Source organism: Nonomuraea aurantiaca (genome assembly GCF_020215705.1).
GTDB classification, from domain to species: Bacteria; Actinomycetota; Actinomycetes; order Streptosporangiales; family Streptosporangiaceae; genus Nonomuraea; species Nonomuraea aurantiaca.
Window position 1 is genome coordinate 1 of record NZ_JAIWNB010000021.1, and the last position, 19,377, is coordinate 19,377.

A 19,377-nucleotide genomic window follows, 5' to 3' on the forward strand; every position below is an offset into this window, starting at 1 on the left:
CCCGGCCCCGGACGCCCACCCGGCATCCCCAACCGCCACCCCGCACCCCGCTACGACGTGGGCAAGACCGTCAAACGCGGCCGCACCCTCGCAGCACTCCAACAATCCGGAGGATAAAGAACAAGCTAAGTGAGGACCTTCACCACACCCGTGAGCGCCAGTTGCCCCAGCGCCAGCGGCACCAGCACCACCCACGCCAGCTTCTGCAGTTGGTCCTCACGCAGCCGCGGAAAACTCACCCGCAGCCAAATCACCAAAAAGGCCAACACGAAGACCTTGACCAGCGTCCACACCCATCCGGCCAGCAGCGGGCCATGCCAGCCGCCCAAGAACAGCACGGTGGTCAGGAACGACAGCACCACGATCCCGACGTACTCCGAGAGCATGAACAGGGCGAACCGCATCCCGGTGTATTCGGTCATCGGGCCCATGATGATCTCGGACTCGGCGATCGGCATGTCGAACGGCGGGCGGCGCAGCTCGGCCAGTCCGGCCAGGAAGAACACCACGCCGCCGATGGCCTGCCACGGCAGCCACCACCACTGCCACGCCGACACGATCCCCGGGATGGACAGCGTGCCCGCCGCCATCGCGACGGAGGAGGCCGCCAGCACCAGCGGCAGCTCGTACGACATGAGCTGGGCGGCCGCCCGCATGCCGCCGAGCACCGAGTATTTGTTGGCCGACGCCCACCCCGCCATGATCGAGCCGAGTACCCCGATACCCATCACCGCGAGTACGAAGAACAGGCCGAGGTCGAGGTCCACGCCGACCAGGCCCTGGTCTACGGGGATGGCGATCAGGACGAGCAGGTAGGGCACCAGCGCGACGCCCGGGGCGATCATGAAGACGCGCCGGTCGGCCGCGGCCGGGATGACGTCCTCCTTCTGCGCGAACTTCACCCCGTCGGCGATGAGCTGCGCCCAGCCGTGGAAGCCGCCCGCGTACATCGGCCCGAGGCGCGACTGCATGTGCGCCATGACCTTGTGCTCGGTCTGCCCGACGATCAGCGGCAGCACGAGGAACACGACGAGAATGGCGGCGAAGCGCAGCACCACGTCAAGCATCGGGTGTCCCCCAGTCAGCGGGTACGCCGGGCGGCAGCGTCTTGCGCCGGCTCGGCGAGCCGTGCCCCGATTCGCCCGGCTCCTTGGCTCCCGGCCAGGGCTTGGCCACCCGGGCGGCGAGGATGAAGTCCTTGCGCAGCGGATGCCCCTCGAACCCGTCGGGCAGCAGCAGCGGCACCAGATAGGGGTGGCCGTCGAAGAGCACCCCGAACATCTCGTACGTCTCGCGCTCGTGCCAGTTGGCGCCCCGGTAGACGCCCACGGCCGAGGGCAGCCGCGGATCGGCGCGCGGCACGCGGGTGCGGACGAGCACGCGCTCGCACGAGTCGGGGTCGTAGACGTGGGCGACCACGAAGAACCCGTCGGGCGGATCGTCGACCCCGGTCAGCCAGTCGAAGAAGGTGTGGCCGGAGTCCCTGAGGAAGGTCAGGACCTCGATCCAGTCCGCCGTGGCGACGTCGACGGTGGTCTCGCCGAAGGACGTGGAGACCGAGACCCGCTCGCCGAAGCGCTCTTCGGGGGTCACGACTCTCCCTCGTGCGAGCGGGACCAGACGTAGCGGTCGCTGAGGCGCTCCGCCGCGATCTTCTCCTGGAGCTTCATGATCCCGTGGAGCAGCGCCTCAGGCCTGGGCGGGCAGCCGGGCACGTAGACGTCGACGGGAATGATCTGGTCGACGCCGTTGGTGACGCAGTAGGAGTCCCAGTAGGGGCCGCCGGTGTTGGAGCAGGCGCCGAACGAGATCACGTACTTGGGGTCGGGCATCTGCTCATAGAGGCGCTTGACCGCGGGGGCCATCTTGTCGGTGACGGTGCCCGAGACGATCATCAGGTCGGCCTGGCGCGGCCCGTTGGCGAACGGGATCACCCCGAACCGGATGAAGTCGTGGCGGCTCATCGAGGTCGCGATGAACTCGATCGCGCAGCAGGCGAGCCCGAAGTTGAACACCCACAGCGAATAGCGCCGCCCCCAGTTGAGGACGAAGCGCATCGGCTTGGGCGCCAAGCGCGAGATCGGCCCCACCGTGGGCATCGGGAGATCCGTGGCTGCCATACGACCATTGTCCCTCGCGATCTCCCCCAGGAGTAGAGAGTCGCCGGGTGATCGACCGAAAAACAACCTAAGTCCAGGCGAGTACGCGCTTCCGCCAGGCATAGAGGATGCCGAGCGCGATGAACCCCAGGAAGACGAACATCTCCACGAGCGTCGTCAGCCCGTATCCCGGCGCGTCGAAGACCGTGGCCCACGGGAAGAGGAAGACGGCGTCCACGGCGAAGACCACGTACAGGTAGGTGAAGACGTAGTAGCGCACCTGCGACTGGGCCCAGCCGTCGCCGACGGGATCGACGCCGCACTCGTAGGTGGTCAGCTTCTCGGCTGTCGGCCTGGTCGGACGCAGGAGGCGGTTGGCCAGCAGGGCACCGGCCACGATGGCCACGCCGATGACCAGCAGCGCGGCGACCAGCACGTAGGACCCGAAGTAGCCGTCCATGTCCTGATCGTAACCCAGTCAAAGCTCCGTCCCTATAACCCCAAAACGGGGCAAACCACGTGATCTCCCCCATAGCCTGTCGCTCATGCGCAAAAAGCGATTCTTCGGAGGAATCGCGCTTCTAGTCCTCTCCGCGGCAGGTGGCGGGCTGGCGACCGCCTCCTCCGAGCACGAGCACGACGTCCTGGTCCCCGCGGAGCCGACCATGATCGACTTCGTCGACCCGGCGACCGTGGACGGTCTGGGGACCAGGACCCTGGGCGGGGACGAGGGCGAGAGCGCGGGTCGCTATGTGAACCTCACCTACCCCCAACTGCCACGCGCCCCCCGTCTCAACACGGCCCTGCGCGGTGAGGCCGAGCGGGTGCTGCGCGGCTTCCGCGACGCCACCAGGTTCGACGCGCCGCGCCCCCACCCCGAGCTGAACATGGACTGGCAGCTCACCGCCGCCTCCGGCGAGATCGTCGGAGTACGGCTGCGCACCGGCGAGTCCCTCGGTGACGGCTGGAGCAACTCCACCCGCACCCTTTGGTACGACCGCAAGACCGGCCAGGCGACCGGCTCGACGGGCCTGCTCGCCGGGCAGAGTGCGCTGTACGACCTCACGCGACTGGTCAGGAGCCGGCTCGCCGAGCGCGGCACCCCGACGGCCGCCTACGAGCTGACCGGCGACCAGTTCGACTCGATGGCCTTCAACCATGACGGGGATCTGGTGGTGGAGTTCGACGACTGCCAGGTCGGGCCGTGCTCCCTCGGCCGCGTGGCCGTGGCCGTACCAGCCCGGCAGGTGAAGCCCCTGCTGTCGCCGACCGGACGGACCGCTCAGCGTGCCGTGCGGACGGCAGCCGAGCAGGCGTCCCCGACCGTGCCGAAGACGGTCCCGACGTCCAGCCCGGAGGCGGCCAGCAACCAGGCGGGCTCGGTCGACTGCGCCGCGACCAAGTGCGTCGCACTGACCTTCGACGACGGGCCCGGCCCCGCCACGCCCCGGCTGCTCGACACGCTGCGCGCGGAAAAGGCGCGGGCCACCTTCTTCGCCATCGGCATCAACGCCGCCGCCCGGCCGGACCTGGTGCGCAGGATGAGTGCCGAGGGGCATCTGGTGGCCAACCACACCTGGGCGCACCGGGACCTGTCGCAGCTGCCGACCAGCAAGATCGCCGATGCGCTCGGCCGTACCCAGGACACCATTACGGCGACCATCGGCGAGCGCCCCACGCTGATGCGCGCCCCCTACGGAGCGGTGAGCGAGGACGTCACGGACGTGGCGGGAGAGATGGGCCTCGCCATCGTCGGCTGGGACGTCGACGCAGGTGACGGGCGCGTGGACGACGCCAAGGCGATCACCGACCGCGTCACCGGGCAGGTGCGGGCCGGGAGCATCGTGCTCATGCACAACGTCAACAAGACGATCGTGGACGCGGTTCCGGACATCGTCAAAAGATTGCGCGGGAAGGGTTACACCTTCGTGACTGTTCCAGAGTTGTACGGAACAGCAGGGATGCAGGCAGGACGCCTTTACCGGTCGGGGTCGGAGAGCACGTCTCATCGCCCCCAGACGTAGGCCACGCCTTAGGGGGACGTATAGTTGGCGCTCGTGACCCGAACAGTCCTCTTCGCACGGCTGCACGTAGACCTGTGCACAATCGCCGGCGGCCTGTGTCACCCCTAGTGGTTCTTCGGTAGCCCCTGATTGCCTCCGCGTTTACCCGCATTATGTGGCGAGGAAACGTGTTGAACCTCGCGAGGATCTAGCATGGAAACTGAGAACGCGCCCACAGCCACCGGCGCGTCGAGGAGGACTGAGCTGTGACGAAGCAGGTCCAGCAACTCGACCGCGTGATCATCCGATTCGCCGGGGACTCCGGCGACGGCATGCAGCTCACGGGCGACCGCTTCACCGCGGGCACCGCGGAGTTCGGCAACGACCTGTCGACGCTGCCCAACTTCCCCGCCGAGATCCGCGCCCCCGCAGGCACGCTCCCCGGCGTGTCGAGCTTCCAGCTGCATTTCGCCGACCACGACATCCTGACGCCGGGTGACGCCCCCAACGTGCTCGTCGCGATGAACCCGGCGGCGCTGAAGGCCAACCTGGGCGACCTGCCCCGTGGTGCCGACATCATCGCCAACATCGACGAGTTCACCAAGCGCAACCTGCAGAAGGTCGGCTACGCGGCCAACCCGCTGGAGGACGACTCGCTCAGCGAGTGGCGCGTCCACGCGGTGGCGCTGACCTCGCTGACGGTCAAGGCGCTCGAAGGCTTCGCGCTGTCCAAGAAGGACGCCGAGCGTTCGAAGAACATGTTCGCGCTGGGCCTGCTCTCGTGGCTGTACCACCGGCCGACCGAGCACACGGTCAAGTTCCTGGAGCAGAAGTTCGCCAAGAAGCCGGAGATCGCCAAGGCCAACATCGCGGCCTTCCAGGCGGGCTGGAACTACGGCGAGACCACCGAGGCGTTCTCCGTCTCCTACGAGGTGAAGCCGGCCCAGCTGGCGCCCGGTGTCTACCGCAACATCTCGGGCAACCAGGCCCTGGCCTACGGCCTCATCGCGGCGAGCGTGCAGTCGAAGCTGCCGCTGTTCCTCGGCTCCTACCCGATCACGCCGGCCAGCGACATCCTGCACGAGCTGTCCAAGCACAAGCGGTTCGGCGTCCGCACCTTCCAGGCGGAGGACGAGATCGCGGGTGTCGGCGCGGCGCTGGGCGCGGCGTTCGGCGGCGCGCTGGGCGTGACCACGACGTCGGGGCCCGGTGTGGCGCTGAAGGCCGAGACCGTCGGCCTCGCGGTCACCACGGAGCTGCCGCTGCTCATCGTCGATGTGCAGCGGGCGGGTCCGAGCACCGGCATGCCGACCAAGACCGAGCAGACCGACCTGCTGATGGCCATGTTCGGCCGCAACGGCGAGTCTCCGCTGCCGATCGTGGCGCCGATGTCGCCGAGCGACTGCTTCGACGCCGCCATCGAGGCGGCGCGGATCGCGGTCAAGTACCGCACTCCGGTCATGCTGCTGTCGGACGGCTACCTGGCCAACGGCTCCGAGCCGTGGCGCCTGCCGGAGGTGTCCGAACTTCCCGACATCTCCCAGGAGTTCACCACGGCGCCGAACGGTGCCGACGGCGAGTTCCTGCCGTTCAAGCGCGACACCGAGACGCTCGCCCGCCCGTGGGCCATCCCCGGCACACCGGGCCTGGAGCACCGGATCGGCGGCATCGAGAAGGCCGACGGCACGGGCAACATCAGCTACGACCCGAACAACCACGACCTGATGGTCAGGACCCGGGCCGCCAAGATCGCCGGGGTCGACGTACCCGACCTCGAGGTCGACGACGCCGACGGCGACGCCAAGGTGCTGGTGCTCGGCTGGGGTTCGACCTACGGCCCGATCGCGGCGGCCGTACGCCGCATCAGGAAGAGCGGCGGCAAGGTCGCGCAGGCGCACCTGCGCCATCTCAACCCCCTGCCCGCCAACACCGGCGAGGTGCTCAAGAGCTACGACAAGGTGCTGCTGCCCGAGATCAACCTGGGCCAGCTCGCGCTGCTGCTGCGGGCGCGCTACCTCGTCGACATCATCAGCTACAACCGTGTGCGCGGGCTTCCGTTCAAGGCCGAGGAGCTGGCCGGAGTCATCCAGGACGTGATCGACAGTGACTGAGCTGATCAATGGGAAGGGCCTCTCGCTCGTCCCCAAGACGGACACCAAGCAGGGCCTGAAGGACTTCAAGTCCGACCAGGAGGTGCGCTGGTGCCCCGGTTGCGGTGACTACGCGATCCTGGCCGCCGTGCAGAGCTTCCTGCCGGAGCTCGGGCTCAAGCGCGAGAACATCGTGTTCGTCTCCGGGATCGGCTGCTCCTCCCGCTTCCCGTACTACCTCAACACCTACGGCTTCCACTCCATCCACGGCCGCGCGCCGGCGATCGCGACCGGGCTCGCCGCGAGCCGGCCCGACCTGTCGGTGTGGGTGATCACGGGTGACGGTGACGCGCTGTCGATCGGCGGCAACCACCTGATCCACGCGCTGCGCCGCAACGTCAACCTCAACATCCTGCTGTTCAACAACAGGATCTACGGTCTGACCAAGGGCCAGTACTCCCCCACCTCGGAAGTCGGCAAGATCACCAAGTCGACGCCGATGGGCTCGCTGGACAAGCCGTTCAACCCGATCTCGCTGGCCATCGGCGCCGAGGCGTCGTTCGTGGCCAGGACGATCGACTCCGACCGCAAGCATCTGCAGTCGGTGCTGCGCGAGGCCACCGCCCACCGCGGCACCTCGCTGGTGGAGATCTACCAGAACTGCAACATCTTCAACGACAACGCCTTCGAGCAGCTCAAGGATCCGGAGATCCGCGACGACATCACGCTGCGGCTGGAGCACGGTCAGCCGATCGTGTCGGCGTCGAAGGCGGTCGTCAGGGCGGCGAACGGCGGCATCGAGGTGGCCGACCGCGCCTCGGTGAGCGCGGACCAGATCCTGGTGCACGACGCGCACCACCCCGACCCGTCGCTGGCCTTCGCGCTGTCGCGGCTGGACGAGCCCGCGTTCGAGCACGTGCCGATCGGCATCTTCCGCTCGATCGACCGGCCCGCGTACGACGTGCTGATGGCCGAGCAGATGGAGGAGGCCGTGGCGCAGAAGGGCGCCGGCGACCTCAGCGAGCTGCTCATGGGTGGAGACACCTGGCGCATCGGCTGAAAAGCCTGGGTAACGCAGCTCCTTCGCGAACCGATACACCTCCGATGCATCGGACTCGCGGGGGAGCTGCGGAGTGGCCGAAGCGCACAACGGGCCTGGTCAATCCCGGCTGAACGCCTTCAACCTGCTGCGCCTCCTGGGAGCGCTCGCGGTCATCGTCGAGCACAGCTGGGTGTTGACCGGCCACGGGACACCGTTGACCCCGGACAGCGGGATCGGGGTCGGCGGCATAGGCGTCGGCGTCTTCTTCCTCATCAGCGGCTACCTGATCAGCGCGAGCTGGCTGTCCGACCCGTCGGTACGCCGCTACACGCTCCGCCGGGCGCTGCGCATCTATCCCGCGTACGCGCTCGTCATCGTCACCACGGCCCTGCTGCTCGGGCCCTTGGTGAGTACGCTGCCCGCCACCTCCTACTTCTCCGGCACCGGCGCCTGGAGCTACCTCGCCAGAGGGCTGCTCATCCAGCCGGTGAGCTACGCGCTCCCCGGCGTCTTCCAGGGGCTCCCCTACCCGGGCGCGGTCAACGGGTCGCTCTGGACGATCTGGGTGGAGGTGCTCTGCTACGTCGGCGTGGCCGTCATGGGCCTGCTGGGGCTGCTGCGCCGCCGGACGGTCCTGGTCGGGCTGGTGCTGCTCGCGCTGGCCGCCGCCTCGGTCGTCCACCTCACCGGTTACTCCGGTCCGCTCATCCCCCTGGTCGTGTCGGCGTACGCCGCGCAACCCGTGGCGTTCTTCGCGCTCGGCATGCTGATCCGGGAGTTCCGCTGGGTTCCGCCGCTCTGGCTGACCGTCCCCGTGGTCCTCGCGTGGTGGCTGCTGTGGGGCACGCCGGTGGCCAATCTGGCGGCGATCGCGGCGGTCACCTGCCTCACGTTCCTCATCGCCTTCCGCGCGCCGGCGTGGCTGCACCAGCCGACCGGCTCCTATGACCTGTCGTACGGGACCTACCTGCTGGCCTTCCCCGCCCAGCAGGTGCTGGTCCAGTACGGGATCCGGGCGCCCGCCCTCGTGTTGCTGGCCACGATCGGCATCGTGCTGCCGCTGGCCGCGCTGAGCTGGCGGCTGGTCGAACGGCCCGCGCTGCGCCTGCGGCAGCGCAAGCCCGCCCCCGTCCCGGTCGCGGTCCCCGAGGCCTCTTAGCGCGGCTCCGCCTGTGCCAGGAGCCGCTGCAGGTGCAGGCCCCGGTGCACGTCGAGCTCGTGTGAGCGGCCCATCCGTACGGCGGTGGCGAACTCGGCGCGCAGGGTCGCCCTGGTCTCCGTCGAGTCCTCCGGCAGCAGTTCGGAGTCCAGCACCAGCGTGCCCTCCGGGCCGTACAGCTCATAGCGGGTCCGGCGGCGCTGCGGGACCCGGCCGCAGATCGTCAGCTGGCTGATCACCTCGTTCTCGTGCAGGCAGGTCAGCGCCAGGAAGCCGGCCCGGTTGCCGGTCGGCCTGATCTCCGTGATGCGGCCCAGCGCCGCGTCGAGCAGGTCCAGGCCGTGCGGCCCGGTGTTGTAGAGCACGCCCGCGCGGGAGCGCCACGGGCTGTCGGCGAAGGTGTCGTCGAGGAACTCGCCGGTGAGCTGCATGGCGCGGGCGCCGATGGCCGGGAAGTCGCGGGCCTGCTTGAGGAACTCGCGTACGGCGGGACGGTAGCGGTTGGTCAGCACGAGCTGCGTGGCCACGCCCGTGGCGTCCACCGCGTCGGCGAGCGCCTGCGCGTCGCGTACGGTCAGCGCGATCGGCTTCTCCAGCAGCAGCGCCCGGCCCCGCCGCGCCGCCTGGACGGCCATGGCCGCCTGGACGTCGGGCGGGACGGCGAAGACCACGGCCTCGCACCGCTCCAGCAGCCGCTCGTAGGAGGTGAAGGCGGGCACGCCGAACCGCTCGGCCAGCGCCCGCGCCGCCGGGGCGCGCCTGCTCCAGACGCCCGCCAGCCGGGTCTCGGGCCCGGCGGCGAAGACGGGGGCGTGGAAGTCGCGCGCCCAGGGCCCGGCGCCGACCAGGCCGACGTTCACCGGCGCGCTCATGCCGTGACCTTGTAGACGTGGTAGGTGTTCTCCCGCTCGAAGGTGTCGGTGAAGCCGCCGTCCTTCACGGGCAGGGTCCGGTTCTCGAACAGGACCTCCACGCTGGAGGCCGACTCCAGCGCCTTGGGCAGCCGCAGCGTCTGCCGCCCCGGCTGGACGCCCGCCTTGGGCATGGCGAAGACGTAGGAGGAGCCGTCGAGGTCCTTGAGCATGGTGTCGAGTCCCGGCGCGAAGGTGTGGATGTAGGACTGGGTGTTCAGGACGGGCGCGAGCGTGCGGATCCGCCGGTTCAGCTCCGTCACGGCCGTCCGCGTCGCCTGGGCGCACGGCTCGCGCAGCACGTGCTGGCTCGGGCAGGGCCCGGCGAAGCTGTGGTTGAAGTAGATGACGCCGCGTGCCTCGTGGATGAGGGAGTTCATCACCGCGCCGGCCAGCTCGTCACCGGTGATCGAGCGCAGGCCGTTCGAACCCGGCCAGCCGAGCTCCACGAACGCGTAGATCGGCTGCCTCTTGCCGTCCAGGGCGTCGAGCTTCCTGCCCCGGTCGACGACCATGCCGTAGTCGGCGGCCCGCGGGCACCGGTCGGGCGGCAGCTTGATGAAGTTCTCGGCCTCCGGGCAGATGCCGGTGTCGGTGTACCAGTAGACGTCGGTGGACATGACGTCGGTGTAGCCGTTGACGAACTTCTTCGCCTCGTCGTCGGACTCCCACATGGCGATGCCCTTGCCGTAGTTGGCGTAGTGCAGGCGGCCGTCGTTCTTGGGCAGCTTGTCCTTCAGCGTGCGCATCGCCGTGTAGCCGCAGGGCGGCTTGTCGGGCAGGCACACCTGGCCTTCCCCGCCGTACTTACCGCTCCAGACGCCGTCGCCCGGTCCGGCGAACATGTCGGGCTCGTCGGCGATCATCCAGCCGACCGTCTCGCTGCCCGACCCCGCCAGGGGCTTGCTGGTGATCGCGGACATCCCGTTGGCGCGGATCAGGCCCATGTCGCTGTTGGCCGTCAGCTCGACATAGGTGTTGAGCCCGGCCTCCTTGTCCATCCGCACGTCGCGTTCCTCGACCACGGACTCGAACCAGACCCCGATGGGGAAGAACGATGGATCGGTCCAGCCCGCGGCGGCCGGGGCACTGAACTTGGCGTAATAGGCCGGGCCGCCGTCCCAGGGGACGCGCGGCAGGCCGAGGTCGTCTCGGGTCGACTTGGCCTGCGCGAAGACCCAGCCCACGGCGATCACCAGCAGGGCGGTGGCCGCGATCAGCAAAATCCGGCTGTTCGTCCTGTTCATCGTTCGAGAAGTCATTGCCCTCCCAGCTACGGGGTGATCCGGTAGACGTGATAGCTGTGCTCCGCGTCGAAGGTCTCGGTGAAGTGTCCCTCCCTGTCGACCGGGATGGTCCGGTCTTCGAAGATCTCCTCGATGTGGCCGGCCGCCGAAAGATCGCTGGGTACGGTCAGGACGCGCGGCCCCGGCCTCTGACCCCGGCCGAGCATCGCGAAGAGGTAGTAGGCGCCGTCGTGGCGCTTCAGCATGGTGTCCAGCTCGGGCGCGAAGTCGTAGGCGTACGACTGGGTGTTGAGCACCGACGCGAGCCGGGCGATCCGGCTGTCGAGCTCGGTGACCCCGCGCCTGACCGCCTTCCCGCAGGCGCGCCGGAGCACGTTGTCCACCGCGCAGGCGGGGTCCGTGCCGTGCGCGTCGTAGACGATCCCCCTGGCTCCGTGGATCAGGGCGCTCATCGCCGCGCCGCCCACCTGCTCCGGGGCGAGGCCGGAGAGCGAGATGATCGCGTACACCGGCTGCCGGCGGCCGTCGGCGGCGTCCAGGGTCCGCAGCCGCTCGACGGTCGCACCGTAGTTGGCCGCCAGGCGGCACCGGTCCGCCGGGAGCTGCAGCCACCGGGTGGCCTCGGCGCAGACGTTGGGGTCGCCGTACCAGGAGACGTCGGCCGCGACCACGTCCGAGTAGCCGTTGACGAACTTGGCGGCCAGCGCCTCCTCCTCCCAGTAGGCCACGCCCTTGCCGAAGGAGGCGTACCGCAGCCGCTCGTCCTTGGGCAGGCGTCCGGCGAGCGTGCGCATGACGGTGTAGCCGCACGTGACGAGTACGGGGGCGCAGACGGGCTTGGTGAAGCCGCGGGCGCCCGTCCAGTGCCCGTCGCCCGGTCCCGCCCACGCGTCGGCCTTGTCGGCGATCAGCCAGCCCACGGTCTCGGCGCCCGCGCCGGGCAGCGGGCGGCTGGTCAGCGCGGTCATGCCGGACTTCCTGAGCAGCTCGGGGCGGCTGCCGGCGGCCAGCTCGACGTAGGTGTTGATCCCCGCGGCCTGGTCCAGCGCGACCTCCCGGCCGGTCCGCGCCGAGGCGAACCAGAGCCCCACGGGGAAGAAACCGGGACGGGTCCAGCCCGCCCTGACGGCCGCGGCCGAGCCCTTGTAGGCGGCGGGACCGCCTTCCCAGGGCAGCGCCCGCAAGGCCATCGCCGGTGCGGGCAGCGTGCTCGCGACGGGCTTCGGCGGCACGGACCGCAGCCACAGCCCGCCCCCGACGGCCACCACCGTGGCAGTGAGCAGCGCCGCCCACCGCGTGACTGTCAGTATCCTCACGCAAGCCCTCTCAACGCCGTGCGTCGGGTGTCTGCTCGGCCAGCGCCATGAGGTCGGCCGCCCGCGCCGACCAGGAGGCGCCGGCCAGCGAGCCGCGCAGCCGCTCCGGCGACTGGGGGCCGCCTTCGGCCAGGCAGACGCGGATGGCCTCGATGAACTGCTCAGGGGTGGTCGCGGTCCTGACGCGGTCGACGTAGTGGGCCAGCTCGTCGAACTCGGTGCTGACCACGGGCAGGCCGAGCGCCAGGAACTCCTTCAGCTTGATCGGGTTCGCATGCTTGATCCACTCGTTGTCCAGCCACGGCATGATCGCCACGTCGAAGCCCGAGCCGTAGGCGGGGATCACCGAATAGGGGCGCAGGCCCAGCCAGTGCACGTTGGGGTGCTTGGTGAGCCGCTCGATCTGCCCGTTGGCGTCGCCGACGAGCACGAGCGACGCCTCGGGCAGGCCGAGCGCGACCCGTTCCAGCAGGTCGAAGTCCACCACGAAGTCGTCCAGGGCGCCGAAGAAGCCGATCCTGGGCCCCGGGACGGCCCGCAGGTCGGCGGGCTGCCGGTCGGCCGGTACGCGGCTGAAGTGCTCCAGGTCGACCCCGTGGTCGAGGAAGCGGGCCCGCGAGCCCGCGAGCGGGCGTTCCTCGGCCATGAGCCCTCGGCTGGCGTACACCACGTGGTCGGCACGTTCCAGAAGGTCACGTTCGAGGGTCTCGATCGTCCTCGTGTCGGACTCGGGGAAGGCGGAGTGGCGGTCCGAGCGGTTGAAGATCAGCGCGCGGCGGCGCATCGGGCGGACCACGTCCCAGGCGGTGGGGATGGTCACCATGATCACCGGCACCTTCAGCCCGAGCCACCCGCAGACCGCCCGCACCTGCGTCCTGACCAGCCAGGCGTTCAGCCCCCGGCCCAGGCGCGAGCCGTACAAGGGCAACGGTAGCGGCGACATCACCCACAGGTTCGGCTCCACCCGCCGGACGAACTTGGCCACGCTGCGCAGCTTCCTGGCGATGCGCCGCAGCACGAAGGTGGAGCGGCCGGGCATCGGCATCCGCATGCCGATGCTGTTGACGATCAGCACCCTGCGCGAGCTCGCGATGTGGCGCATGAGCTGGAAGTCGGAGTGGGCCCGGTTGTGGTACCACCAGTCCTGGGCGGAGAAGCAGACGTAGGCGGGCGGCGATAACGGGCCGCCCGGCGGCGTCGGCCACTCGGCCATCGTCGCGAGCTCGCGCAACGCCGCCCGGTGCCGCTCCCCTGCCCGCCGGCCACGGGTGACGGCGCGCAGCGCCTCGTTCAGGGCGACCGCCAGACGCATGAGCAGCGCGCGGGGCCTGCCGTACCGCTGCCGGTGCAGCCGCACCCGGTTGGCGGCGGCGAGCGTCCACAGCGGGCTGGAGTTGGCCTGCTCGCCGCCGAGGTGGACGGCCACCGCCGCCGGTTCGTAGCGGATCGAGAAGCCGTGGTCGCGGATCTTGAGCATGTACTCGGTCTCCTCCGAGTACAGGAAGTAGCGCTCGTCGAGCGGTCCCACCGCCTCCAGGCACTCGCGCGAGACCAGCCAGGCAGCGCCCGTCGCCCAGTCGGGCGTACCCGGCCGCTCGTACGCGCGCGGGTCGACGACGAGCTCGCCCAGCGGCGCGTGGCGGCCCGCTCTGAGCCCGCCGAGCAGCGCCTCTCCGACGGCCCGCAGCACTGTGGGGCGCCGGCGCAGGGACAGCTGCAGCACGCCGTCGGCGCCAAGCAGCCGGGGCACCGCGATGCCCGTGCCGGGCACGGCCAGGGCCTCGCGCAGCAGGCGCACAGAGTCGGGTCTGAGCCGGATATCGGCGTTGAGGATGAGGATGTCACAGCCGGGGGCGGCGGCGATGCCCGCGTTGACGCCCGCCGAGAACCCGCCGTTGCGGCCGGTCCTGACCAGCTCGACGGGCACCCCCGTGGCGAGCACCCGCTCCACCGTGTCGTCGGGGGAGTCGTTGTCCACGACGATGATCCGGGTCGGCTCCCCTTCGCTCAGCACGGTGTCCAGCGAGCGCAGGCACTCCTCGATGACCTGGCCGCTCTGGTAGGTGACGATCACGATGGCAAGCGGCGACCGCTCGGGAACAGTCATCAGGCAGACCAATCTGTGGGGATCAGGAGCGCCGGCCCGCGGCCAGCCGGTGCCACGCGGCCCCGGCCAGCAGCCTGAGCGCGAAGGGCAGGTCGTCACGCAGGTAGCGGCGGACGAGTCGACGGGGTTCGAGGGCGAGCCTGAACAGCCATTCGCCGCCCACCCGCTGGATCCGGTCCGGAGCCCGCCGGAACTGCCCGGCGGCCATCGGGATGGCGGCGCCGCAGCCGAGGTACCAGGCGTGCGGGAGTTCGGGGCGGAGCGCGGCTATGACGCGTTCCTGCTTGGGAAAGCCCAGACCGACGAAGACGAGATCGGGTGCGGCCGCGCGGACCTTCTCCACGGTCTCCGCCATCCCTGCGGAGAGCCGCTCGAAGCCAAAGGGCGGTGCGTACACCCCGGCCACCCGCAATCCGGGGTAACGCCCGGCCAATACCTCGCCGGCGGCCTCCGCCACCCCCGGCTCGCCGCCGAGCAGGAACACCGACCGTCCCTCGCGGGCGGCGACCTCGCTCAGGGTGAACACCAGGGAGGCTCCGGTGACGCGGTCGGACAGCCGCAGCCCGCCGAGCCGGGCGGCCCACACCACCGGCATGCCGTCCGCGACCACGAGTTCGGCGCCCGCCACGAGCTCGGCGAGCTCGGGATCGCGGGTGGCGGCGCGGACGATGTCCACGTTGGCGGTCACGATCATGCCGCCCAGACCGTCGTGCCAGGCCCGCGCGAGGTGCTCGGCGACCTCCGGCTCGGTGATGGCGTCGATCCCGACGGCGCCCACCCGCGCGCGGGGCGCGAGGGGTATGGCGCGGTTCTTTGGACCGTTCTCATCCGACGAGTGGTCCATCGGAATGCCGCACCCCCCGTCAGCCGACTCACCCTTTGGACATCGGTATCGGGCTATATCCGTTACACGCTGGCCGACCGGAGCAGACACCCGCCAGGATGGGCTCCATGAGCGTTGAGCGATTGAGAGTCGAGCAGGGCGCGCTGGCGGGGACCCTGCTGTTCGTCCCGAGCCCGCACAGTGACGAGCGCGGCCTGTTCACCAGGACGTTCGACGCCGAGATCGCGGCCGAGCACGGCCTGGACCCCGCCGCGTTCGTCCAGGACAGCCAGTCCCGCACGGTCAAGGGCGCGATCAGGGCCATGCACGGCCGCTCCGGCCGGGGCGAGGCCAAGCTCGTCAGGTGCGCCCGCGGCGCGGTGTACGACGTCCTCGTGGACGCCCGGCCCGGCTCGCCCACCTTCGGTGAGCGGATGTCGGTGGTCCTCGACGACGAGACCTTCACGCACCTGTACGTGCCGCCCGGCCTGCTCCACGGCTACCAGGCGCTGAGCGACGCGGACGTCTGCTACCGGATCGACCGGCCGCACGACCCGGCCGAGGACATCTCCGTCCGCTACGACGACCCCGACCTGGCGATCGACTGGCCGCTGCCGGTCTCGGCGATCAGCGCGCGGGATCTGGCGGCCGGCTCGTGGAAAGAGGCACGGCGGCGACTGGAGGGCTGACCTCGCGGCGCGGGGGCTCTTTCAGCGTCCCCGCGCCCGGAAGTCCGGCCTCGCGGCGCGCGGCCCGCATCAGCGCCCCGGCCAGGCCGATGAGCAGGAAAGACAGCGCGGTGGCCGTGCTGAAGGAGTTCAGGTCGAAGGTGGCCGAGCCCACCATCGGCACGATCAGGCATGCGGCCAGCGTCAGCCCGAGGTCGCGGGTGCGGTCGTCCCCGCTGATGCTCCTGACGCGAACGGCCGACCACATCCCGACGACGAAGAGGCCGACGAACGCCAGCACGCCGATCGCGCCGCCCTGCACGGCCGTCAGCAGGTACTGGTTGTCGAAGACCGGGTGGTGCGGCGGGAACCAGGTGCCGTTGCCCCGGCCCAGCAGGGGATGCTGCGAGAACTCCGCGATCGCCGTGGTGTAGTCGTTGGTCCGCCAGCGCAGGCTCTCGTCATTGTCCAGGTTGGTGAACAGCCCGGCGATCGCGCCGATCAGGCCGGGGACGAGCAGCTTCATCACGACCAGGAAACCGGCGAGCGCGACGGCCGCCCTGACGCGCCGGGCGTTGGGCCAGCCGAGGAACAGCACCGCCCCGGAGGCGGCCAGGCCCAGGACCGTCGAGCGCGAGGCGGAGAAGGCCATCCCGCAGGCGATCAGCGCCACCAGGGTCCACCAGCGCCGCTGCGGCTCACCGCGCTCGCGCGCGCCGAAGGCGTAGTGGAGGGCGACCGGCAGCACCATCGCGGACACGACGCCGAACTCGATGGGGTGCCCCGCGGTCGAGGCCACCCGGTTGAGCCCGTTGCGCTCCAGGATCGTCACTTCCACCGCCCGCAGGCGGCTGCCGGGGATCTGCATGTACTGGGTCACGTCGAACGACAGCAGGAACTGGATCGCGCCGATCACCCCCATGATGGCGCCGACCACCACCAGCGTCTTCAGCACCAGGTCGATCCGCTCGCGGCTCGGCACGCCGTCCACGCCGATCAGCGCGATGCCCACCATCGCGACCGCGATGACCAGCACGTGGTCGGACAGGTCCTGCTCGTAGGAGGGCAGCCACCCGGCGGAGGCGTAGGCATAGGTCGCGAGAAAGGCGAGCGCGTAGAAGTAGATCGCGTACCGCACCGCCGACGGCCCCTTGGCCGCGCCGAGCGTGCTGGTGAGGTGCGCGCAGAACCACCAGACGGCGGCGAACAGCCCGATGGCCTCCGCGTAGGTGAGGTCGAACGGCAGGCCACCGATCACCTGACGGGCGGGCACCAGCATGAGGACCACGGTGAAGATCGCGCACAGGGTGGCGGCGTCGGCCCTGTGGGGCACCGGCCGGACGATGGACCGCTCTAGTGCCACGTTCACCGCTGCAACACCGCTTCCTCGGCCCGGACGTCCGCCTCGGGCGCCGGTTCCGGCCCGTCCCGCTCGTCCCTCCTGCGCCGCAGCCCGGTCATGACGCTCTCGGCGCAGAAGGAGGCGCCGAGCGCGGCGGCCACGCCCAGCGCGAACACGGCCGCGGCGCTGCGGATCTTCCCGCCGCGCTCCGGCTGCGGCTCGGTCGGGGAGACCATCTCGTTCAGGTTGATGTACGTCTCCGGCGGGGCCTTCAGCACCTCCTGGCGCCGTTTCAGCTCGACCTTGGCCCGCTCGGCGACCCGGACCACGATCGCCCGCGCGTCCTGGGGCGCCAGGCTCTTGCCCTCGATGACCACGAAGGGAGCGCTGATGAGCAGCTCGGGATTGGGGTGGCCGTTGTTGACCTTGTAGGTGGTCTTGCCGTCCGGCCGGATGCCCATCTGGCCGGCCACCTCCGCGGTGTTGAGTATCTGCACCAGGATGGAGGCCGACATGTTCAGCCCGCCGTCGAAGTTGAGCAGCGGGTTGATGATCGGGTTGGGGTTCTTGGGGTTCGGCGGCCGGTACGACCCGCTCGGCGGCACCGTGAGCACCATGACCGTCGTCGAGGAGTACTGGACGGGGATCTGGGTGTAGACGCCGTAGGCGGCGGTGAGCGTCAGCAGGAACGCGGGAGCCGCGATGTACCAGCGACGCAGGAGGACGATGATCGCGCTCCAGAAGTCCAACACAGCCCCCCAGGCATGTTCCAGCCGTACGTCAAAGCATCGGCGAGGCTGCGACCAGCGTTACTTATCACGTGTAACGTGCCAAAGCTTCCCTCCGATGAGGATGAGTGACCAAGCCCATGGCCTCGCTGGCCGTCGTCACCCCCAGCTATGGACCCGACGCGGAGCAGTTCGCGGATCTGCACCGCTCCGTGCTGGAGTACACCCCGGAGGACACCGTCCACCACGTCTTCGTACCGCGCTCCGACAGAGCGCTGTTCGCCGCCCATGAAGGGCCCCGCTGCCGGGTCAGGACCGTCGGAGAGCTGCTGCCGAAGCGCTACGTCAAGGTGCCCCGGCTGGGCATGTGGGTCAACGCCCTGCGTCCCTGGCCGCCCGTACGCGGCTGGGTGATGCAGCAGATCGTCAAGCTGGCGGCCACGGCGGCGATGGACACGGACGTGGTCCTGGTGGCCGACTCCGACGTGGTGCTCGTCCGGCCGACGACGGCCCAGCGCTCCCTGGTCGGCGGCCGGCCGCTGCTGCACCGGCTGGAGGACGGGGTGCACCCGCTCATGACGCGGCACGTGCTGTGGCACCAGGTCGCCCGCGAGCTGCTCAAACTGCCGCCGGCGCCCGAGCCGCCGCTGCCCGACTACATGAGCCCGCTCACCTTCTGGGACCCCGCCATCGTGCGCGGGCTCCAGCGGCGGCTCACCGAGAACACCGGCCGGCACTGGGCCGACGCCTTCGGCTCCCGGCTGCACGTGTCGGAGTTCATGCTCTACGGCCTGTTCGTGGACGAGGTGCTCAGCGCGCCGGACGGGCGCCCGCCGTCGGACACCGGCCTGTGCCACAAGACCCCCGACGAGTCGCCGATGGACCTGCCGACCGCCCTGGCCTTCGCCGATCGGCTCGGGCCCGGGGCGATCGGGATGATGATCTCCGCCAAGTCGGGCACCCCACGAGAGGTGCGGCAGGCGGCCATCGAGCGCTGCGCCGAAGTCGCCGACCAGGTTCGCTAACCCCTAACCCGCGCGGCCGTCCTGGTCGGGCTTTCGCGGGTCGGGGGCGAGCCCCAGCATCTCGCCGTTGATCCGGGCGAACTCCTCCGTCGGCGGGTCGTCGCTGTCGCGGTTCTCTGACGGGCCCTCGGATATGACCGACGCGCGGCCATTAAGGGTCTTCGCCGCTTCCGGCTCGGCGGCGGGTTCGGGGACGTCCGCTTCGTCCTCGGCCGGCTCCGCCGGGGCGGTACGGCCGCGAACGCGGCGGATCCACATCAGGTAGGCGGCGCCGAAGCCGAAGAGCAGGGCGACGACCAGCACCTCCACGGCCAGCTGGAGCTTGCCGCCGCCGTCGTACTCGACCGGGATCAGCGCCACGTTGTTGACTGCGATGAACGTGCTCTTCGGCGCGCCCAGCGAGGTCTGGTAGCTGGTCAGCTCCTCACGCAGGCGCCGCTCGGCCCGCTCGAGGATGCCCTTCGCCGTCTCCGCCGTGCGGCTCACGACCTTGATGTGGATGAACGGGCCCTGCGTCACGACGCCCAGCAGATCCGCGTTCGACCGGCCGTCGTCGATGACGATCTCGGTGCTGCCGTTCTCCTCGATCCCGAGCTTGCGCAGCTCGTCCTTGCTGTTGAGGGCGAGGATGAGGATGCCCGCGACCGTCCGCAGCCCGTCGTTGTACTGCAGCAGCGGGTTGGTCAGGCCGACCGGCTTGGTGGGATCCATCGACAGGGTGCCACCGGACGGCGGCGCGGTCAGGATCAGCGACGACTCGGTCTCGTAACGCGGTGACCCCACGAAGAACGCCACCAACGCCAGAACGAGGGCGAGG

Annotated in this window: 18 protein-coding genes; 6 read left to right on the forward strand and 12 right to left on the reverse strand. The window is 70.1% G+C overall.

Annotated elements, in window-relative coordinates:
- Window positions 1-125: 125 nt before the first annotated feature.
- The 4 genes from LDL49_RS37810 to LDL49_RS37825 all read right to left on the reverse strand — a co-directional run bounded on the left by LDL49_RS37810 (window position 126) and on the right by LDL49_RS37825 (window position 2,559).
- Window positions 126-1,067, reverse strand: coding sequence for a complex I subunit 1/NuoH family protein (locus LDL49_RS37810; protein ID WP_225298732.1), 942 nt, complete (start codon window positions 1,065-1,067; stop codon window positions 126-128).
- On the reverse strand, window positions 1,060-1,593 hold the full coding sequence (locus tag LDL49_RS37815; RefSeq protein ID WP_225298734.1) for an NADH-quinone oxidoreductase subunit C: 534 nt from the start codon (window positions 1,591-1,593) through the stop codon (window positions 1,060-1,062). The genes LDL49_RS37810 and LDL49_RS37815 overlap by 8 nt, the downstream gene beginning before the upstream one ends.
- Window positions 1,590-2,120, reverse strand: coding sequence for an NADH-quinone oxidoreductase subunit B (locus tag LDL49_RS37820; protein ID WP_443689896.1), 531 nt, complete (start codon window positions 2,118-2,120; stop codon window positions 1,590-1,592). Before LDL49_RS37820 ends, LDL49_RS37815 begins: the two co-directional genes overlap by 4 nt.
- Before the next feature lie 67 nt (window positions 2,121-2,187).
- Complete coding sequence (locus tag LDL49_RS37825; RefSeq protein ID WP_225298736.1) at window positions 2,188-2,559, reverse strand: NADH-quinone oxidoreductase subunit A; 372 nt, start codon at window positions 2,557-2,559, stop codon at window positions 2,188-2,190.
- Window positions 2,560-2,644: 85 nt separating this feature from the next.
- Between LDL49_RS37825 and LDL49_RS37830 the strand changes: the two genes are divergently transcribed.
- The 4 genes from LDL49_RS37830 (at window position 2,645) to LDL49_RS37845 (ending at window position 8,393) form a co-directional block, all read left to right on the forward strand.
- Window positions 2,645-4,123: a polysaccharide deacetylase family protein gene (locus LDL49_RS37830; protein ID WP_225298738.1), complete on the forward strand. Its 1,479-nt coding sequence runs from the start codon at window positions 2,645-2,647 to the stop codon at window positions 4,121-4,123.
- Window positions 4,124-4,368: 245 nt separating this feature from the next.
- Entirely contained in the window at window positions 4,369-6,213 is a 1,845-nt protein-coding gene (locus LDL49_RS37835; protein WP_225298740.1) for a 2-oxoacid:acceptor oxidoreductase subunit alpha, read from the forward strand.
- Window positions 6,206-7,252 (forward strand): 2-oxoacid:ferredoxin oxidoreductase subunit beta, encoded by a 1,047-nt coding sequence (locus LDL49_RS37840; RefSeq protein WP_225298742.1) that lies wholly within the window; start codon window positions 6,206-6,208, stop codon window positions 7,250-7,252. Before LDL49_RS37835 ends, LDL49_RS37840 begins: the two co-directional genes overlap by 8 nt.
- Before the next feature lie 73 nt (window positions 7,253-7,325).
- Window positions 7,326-8,393: an acyltransferase family protein gene (locus LDL49_RS37845; RefSeq protein ID WP_225298744.1), complete on the forward strand. Its 1,068-nt coding sequence runs from the start codon at window positions 7,326-7,328 to the stop codon at window positions 8,391-8,393.
- Here the strand turns inward: LDL49_RS37845 and LDL49_RS37850 are convergent.
- From LDL49_RS37850 to LDL49_RS37870, 5 genes are read right to left on the reverse strand one after another with little or no spacing between them, the layout of a single operon-like run.
- Complete coding sequence (locus LDL49_RS37850; protein ID WP_225298746.1) at window positions 8,390-9,265, reverse strand: Gfo/Idh/MocA family protein; 876 nt, start codon at window positions 9,263-9,265, stop codon at window positions 8,390-8,392. The genes LDL49_RS37845 and LDL49_RS37850 overlap by 4 nt on opposite strands.
- Window positions 9,262-10,566: a hypothetical protein gene (locus LDL49_RS37855; protein WP_225298748.1), complete on the reverse strand. Its 1,305-nt coding sequence runs from the start codon at window positions 10,564-10,566 to the stop codon at window positions 9,262-9,264. The genes LDL49_RS37850 and LDL49_RS37855 overlap by 4 nt, the downstream gene beginning before the upstream one ends.
- Window positions 10,567-10,577: 11 nt before the next feature.
- A complete protein-coding gene (locus tag LDL49_RS37860; protein WP_225298750.1) occupies window positions 10,578-11,867 on the reverse strand; it encodes a hypothetical protein in 1,290 nt (429 codons plus the stop codon).
- Window positions 11,868-11,877: 10 nt separating this feature from the next.
- A complete protein-coding gene (locus LDL49_RS37865; RefSeq protein ID WP_225298752.1) occupies window positions 11,878-13,974 on the reverse strand; it encodes a glycosyltransferase in 2,097 nt (698 codons plus the stop codon).
- Between the two features lie 22 nt (window positions 13,975-13,996).
- Entirely contained in the window at window positions 13,997-14,818 is an 822-nt protein-coding gene (locus LDL49_RS37870) for a WecB/TagA/CpsF family glycosyltransferase (protein WP_225298754.1), read from the reverse strand.
- Between the two features lie 107 nt (window positions 14,819-14,925).
- On the opposite strand from LDL49_RS37870, the gene LDL49_RS37875 reads away from it, so the two are divergent.
- Window positions 14,926-15,486 (forward strand): dTDP-4-dehydrorhamnose 3,5-epimerase family protein, encoded by a 561-nt coding sequence (locus tag LDL49_RS37875; RefSeq protein ID WP_225298756.1) that lies wholly within the window; start codon window positions 14,926-14,928, stop codon window positions 15,484-15,486.
- Here LDL49_RS37875 and LDL49_RS58690 read toward each other — a convergent pair.
- On the reverse strand, window positions 15,425-16,834 hold the full coding sequence (locus LDL49_RS58690) for an O-antigen ligase family protein (RefSeq protein WP_225298757.1): 1,410 nt from the start codon (window positions 16,832-16,834) through the stop codon (window positions 15,425-15,427). The genes LDL49_RS37875 and LDL49_RS58690 overlap by 62 nt on opposite strands.
- Window positions 16,831-17,556 (reverse strand): hypothetical protein, encoded by a 726-nt coding sequence (locus tag LDL49_RS37885; protein WP_225298759.1) that lies wholly within the window; start codon window positions 17,554-17,556, stop codon window positions 16,831-16,833. Before LDL49_RS37885 ends, LDL49_RS58690 begins: the two co-directional genes overlap by 4 nt.
- A 107-nt stretch (window positions 17,557-17,663) precedes the next feature.
- On the opposite strand from LDL49_RS37885, the gene LDL49_RS37890 reads away from it, so the two are divergent.
- Complete coding sequence (locus LDL49_RS37890; protein ID WP_225298762.1) at window positions 17,664-18,560, forward strand: DUF6492 family protein; 897 nt, start codon at window positions 17,664-17,666, stop codon at window positions 18,558-18,560.
- A gap of 3 nt (window positions 18,561-18,563) precedes the next feature.
- Here the strand turns inward: LDL49_RS37890 and LDL49_RS37895 are convergent, their stop codons facing one another.
- Complete coding sequence (locus LDL49_RS37895) at window positions 18,564-19,355, reverse strand: hypothetical protein (protein ID WP_225298764.1); 792 nt, start codon at window positions 19,353-19,355, stop codon at window positions 18,564-18,566.
- Window positions 19,356-19,377: the final 22 nt, after the last annotated feature.

Coding starts and splice junctions, on each gene's coding strand:
- LDL49_RS37820 (WP_443689896.1), bottom strand. CDS start 2,120: ATGGCAGCCACGGATCTCCCGATGCCCACGGTGGGGCCGATCTCGCGC.
- LDL49_RS37865 (WP_225298752.1), bottom strand. CDS start 13,974: ATGACTGTTCCCGAGCGGTCGCCGCTTGCCATCGTGATCGTCACCTAC.
- LDL49_RS37855 (WP_225298748.1), bottom strand. CDS start 10,566: ATGACTTCTCGAACGATGAACAGGACGAACAGCCGGATTTTGCTGATC.
- LDL49_RS37825 (WP_225298736.1), bottom strand. CDS start 2,559: ATGGACGGCTACTTCGGGTCCTACGTGCTGGTCGCCGCGCTGCTGGTC.
- LDL49_RS37850 (WP_225298746.1), bottom strand. CDS start 9,265: ATGAGCGCGCCGGTGAACGTCGGCCTGGTCGGCGCCGGGCCCTGGGCG.
- LDL49_RS37830 (WP_225298738.1), top strand. CDS start 2,645: ATGCGCAAAAAGCGATTCTTCGGAGGAATCGCGCTTCTAGTCCTCTCC.
- LDL49_RS37810 (WP_225298732.1), bottom strand. CDS start 1,067: ATGCTTGACGTGGTGCTGCGCTTCGCCGCCATTCTCGTCGTGTTCCTC.
- LDL49_RS37870 (WP_225298754.1), bottom strand. CDS start 14,818: ATGGACCACTCGTCGGATGAGAACGGTCCAAAGAACCGCGCCATACCC.
- LDL49_RS37875 (WP_225298756.1), top strand. CDS start 14,926: ATGAGCGTTGAGCGATTGAGAGTCGAGCAGGGCGCGCTGGCGGGGACC.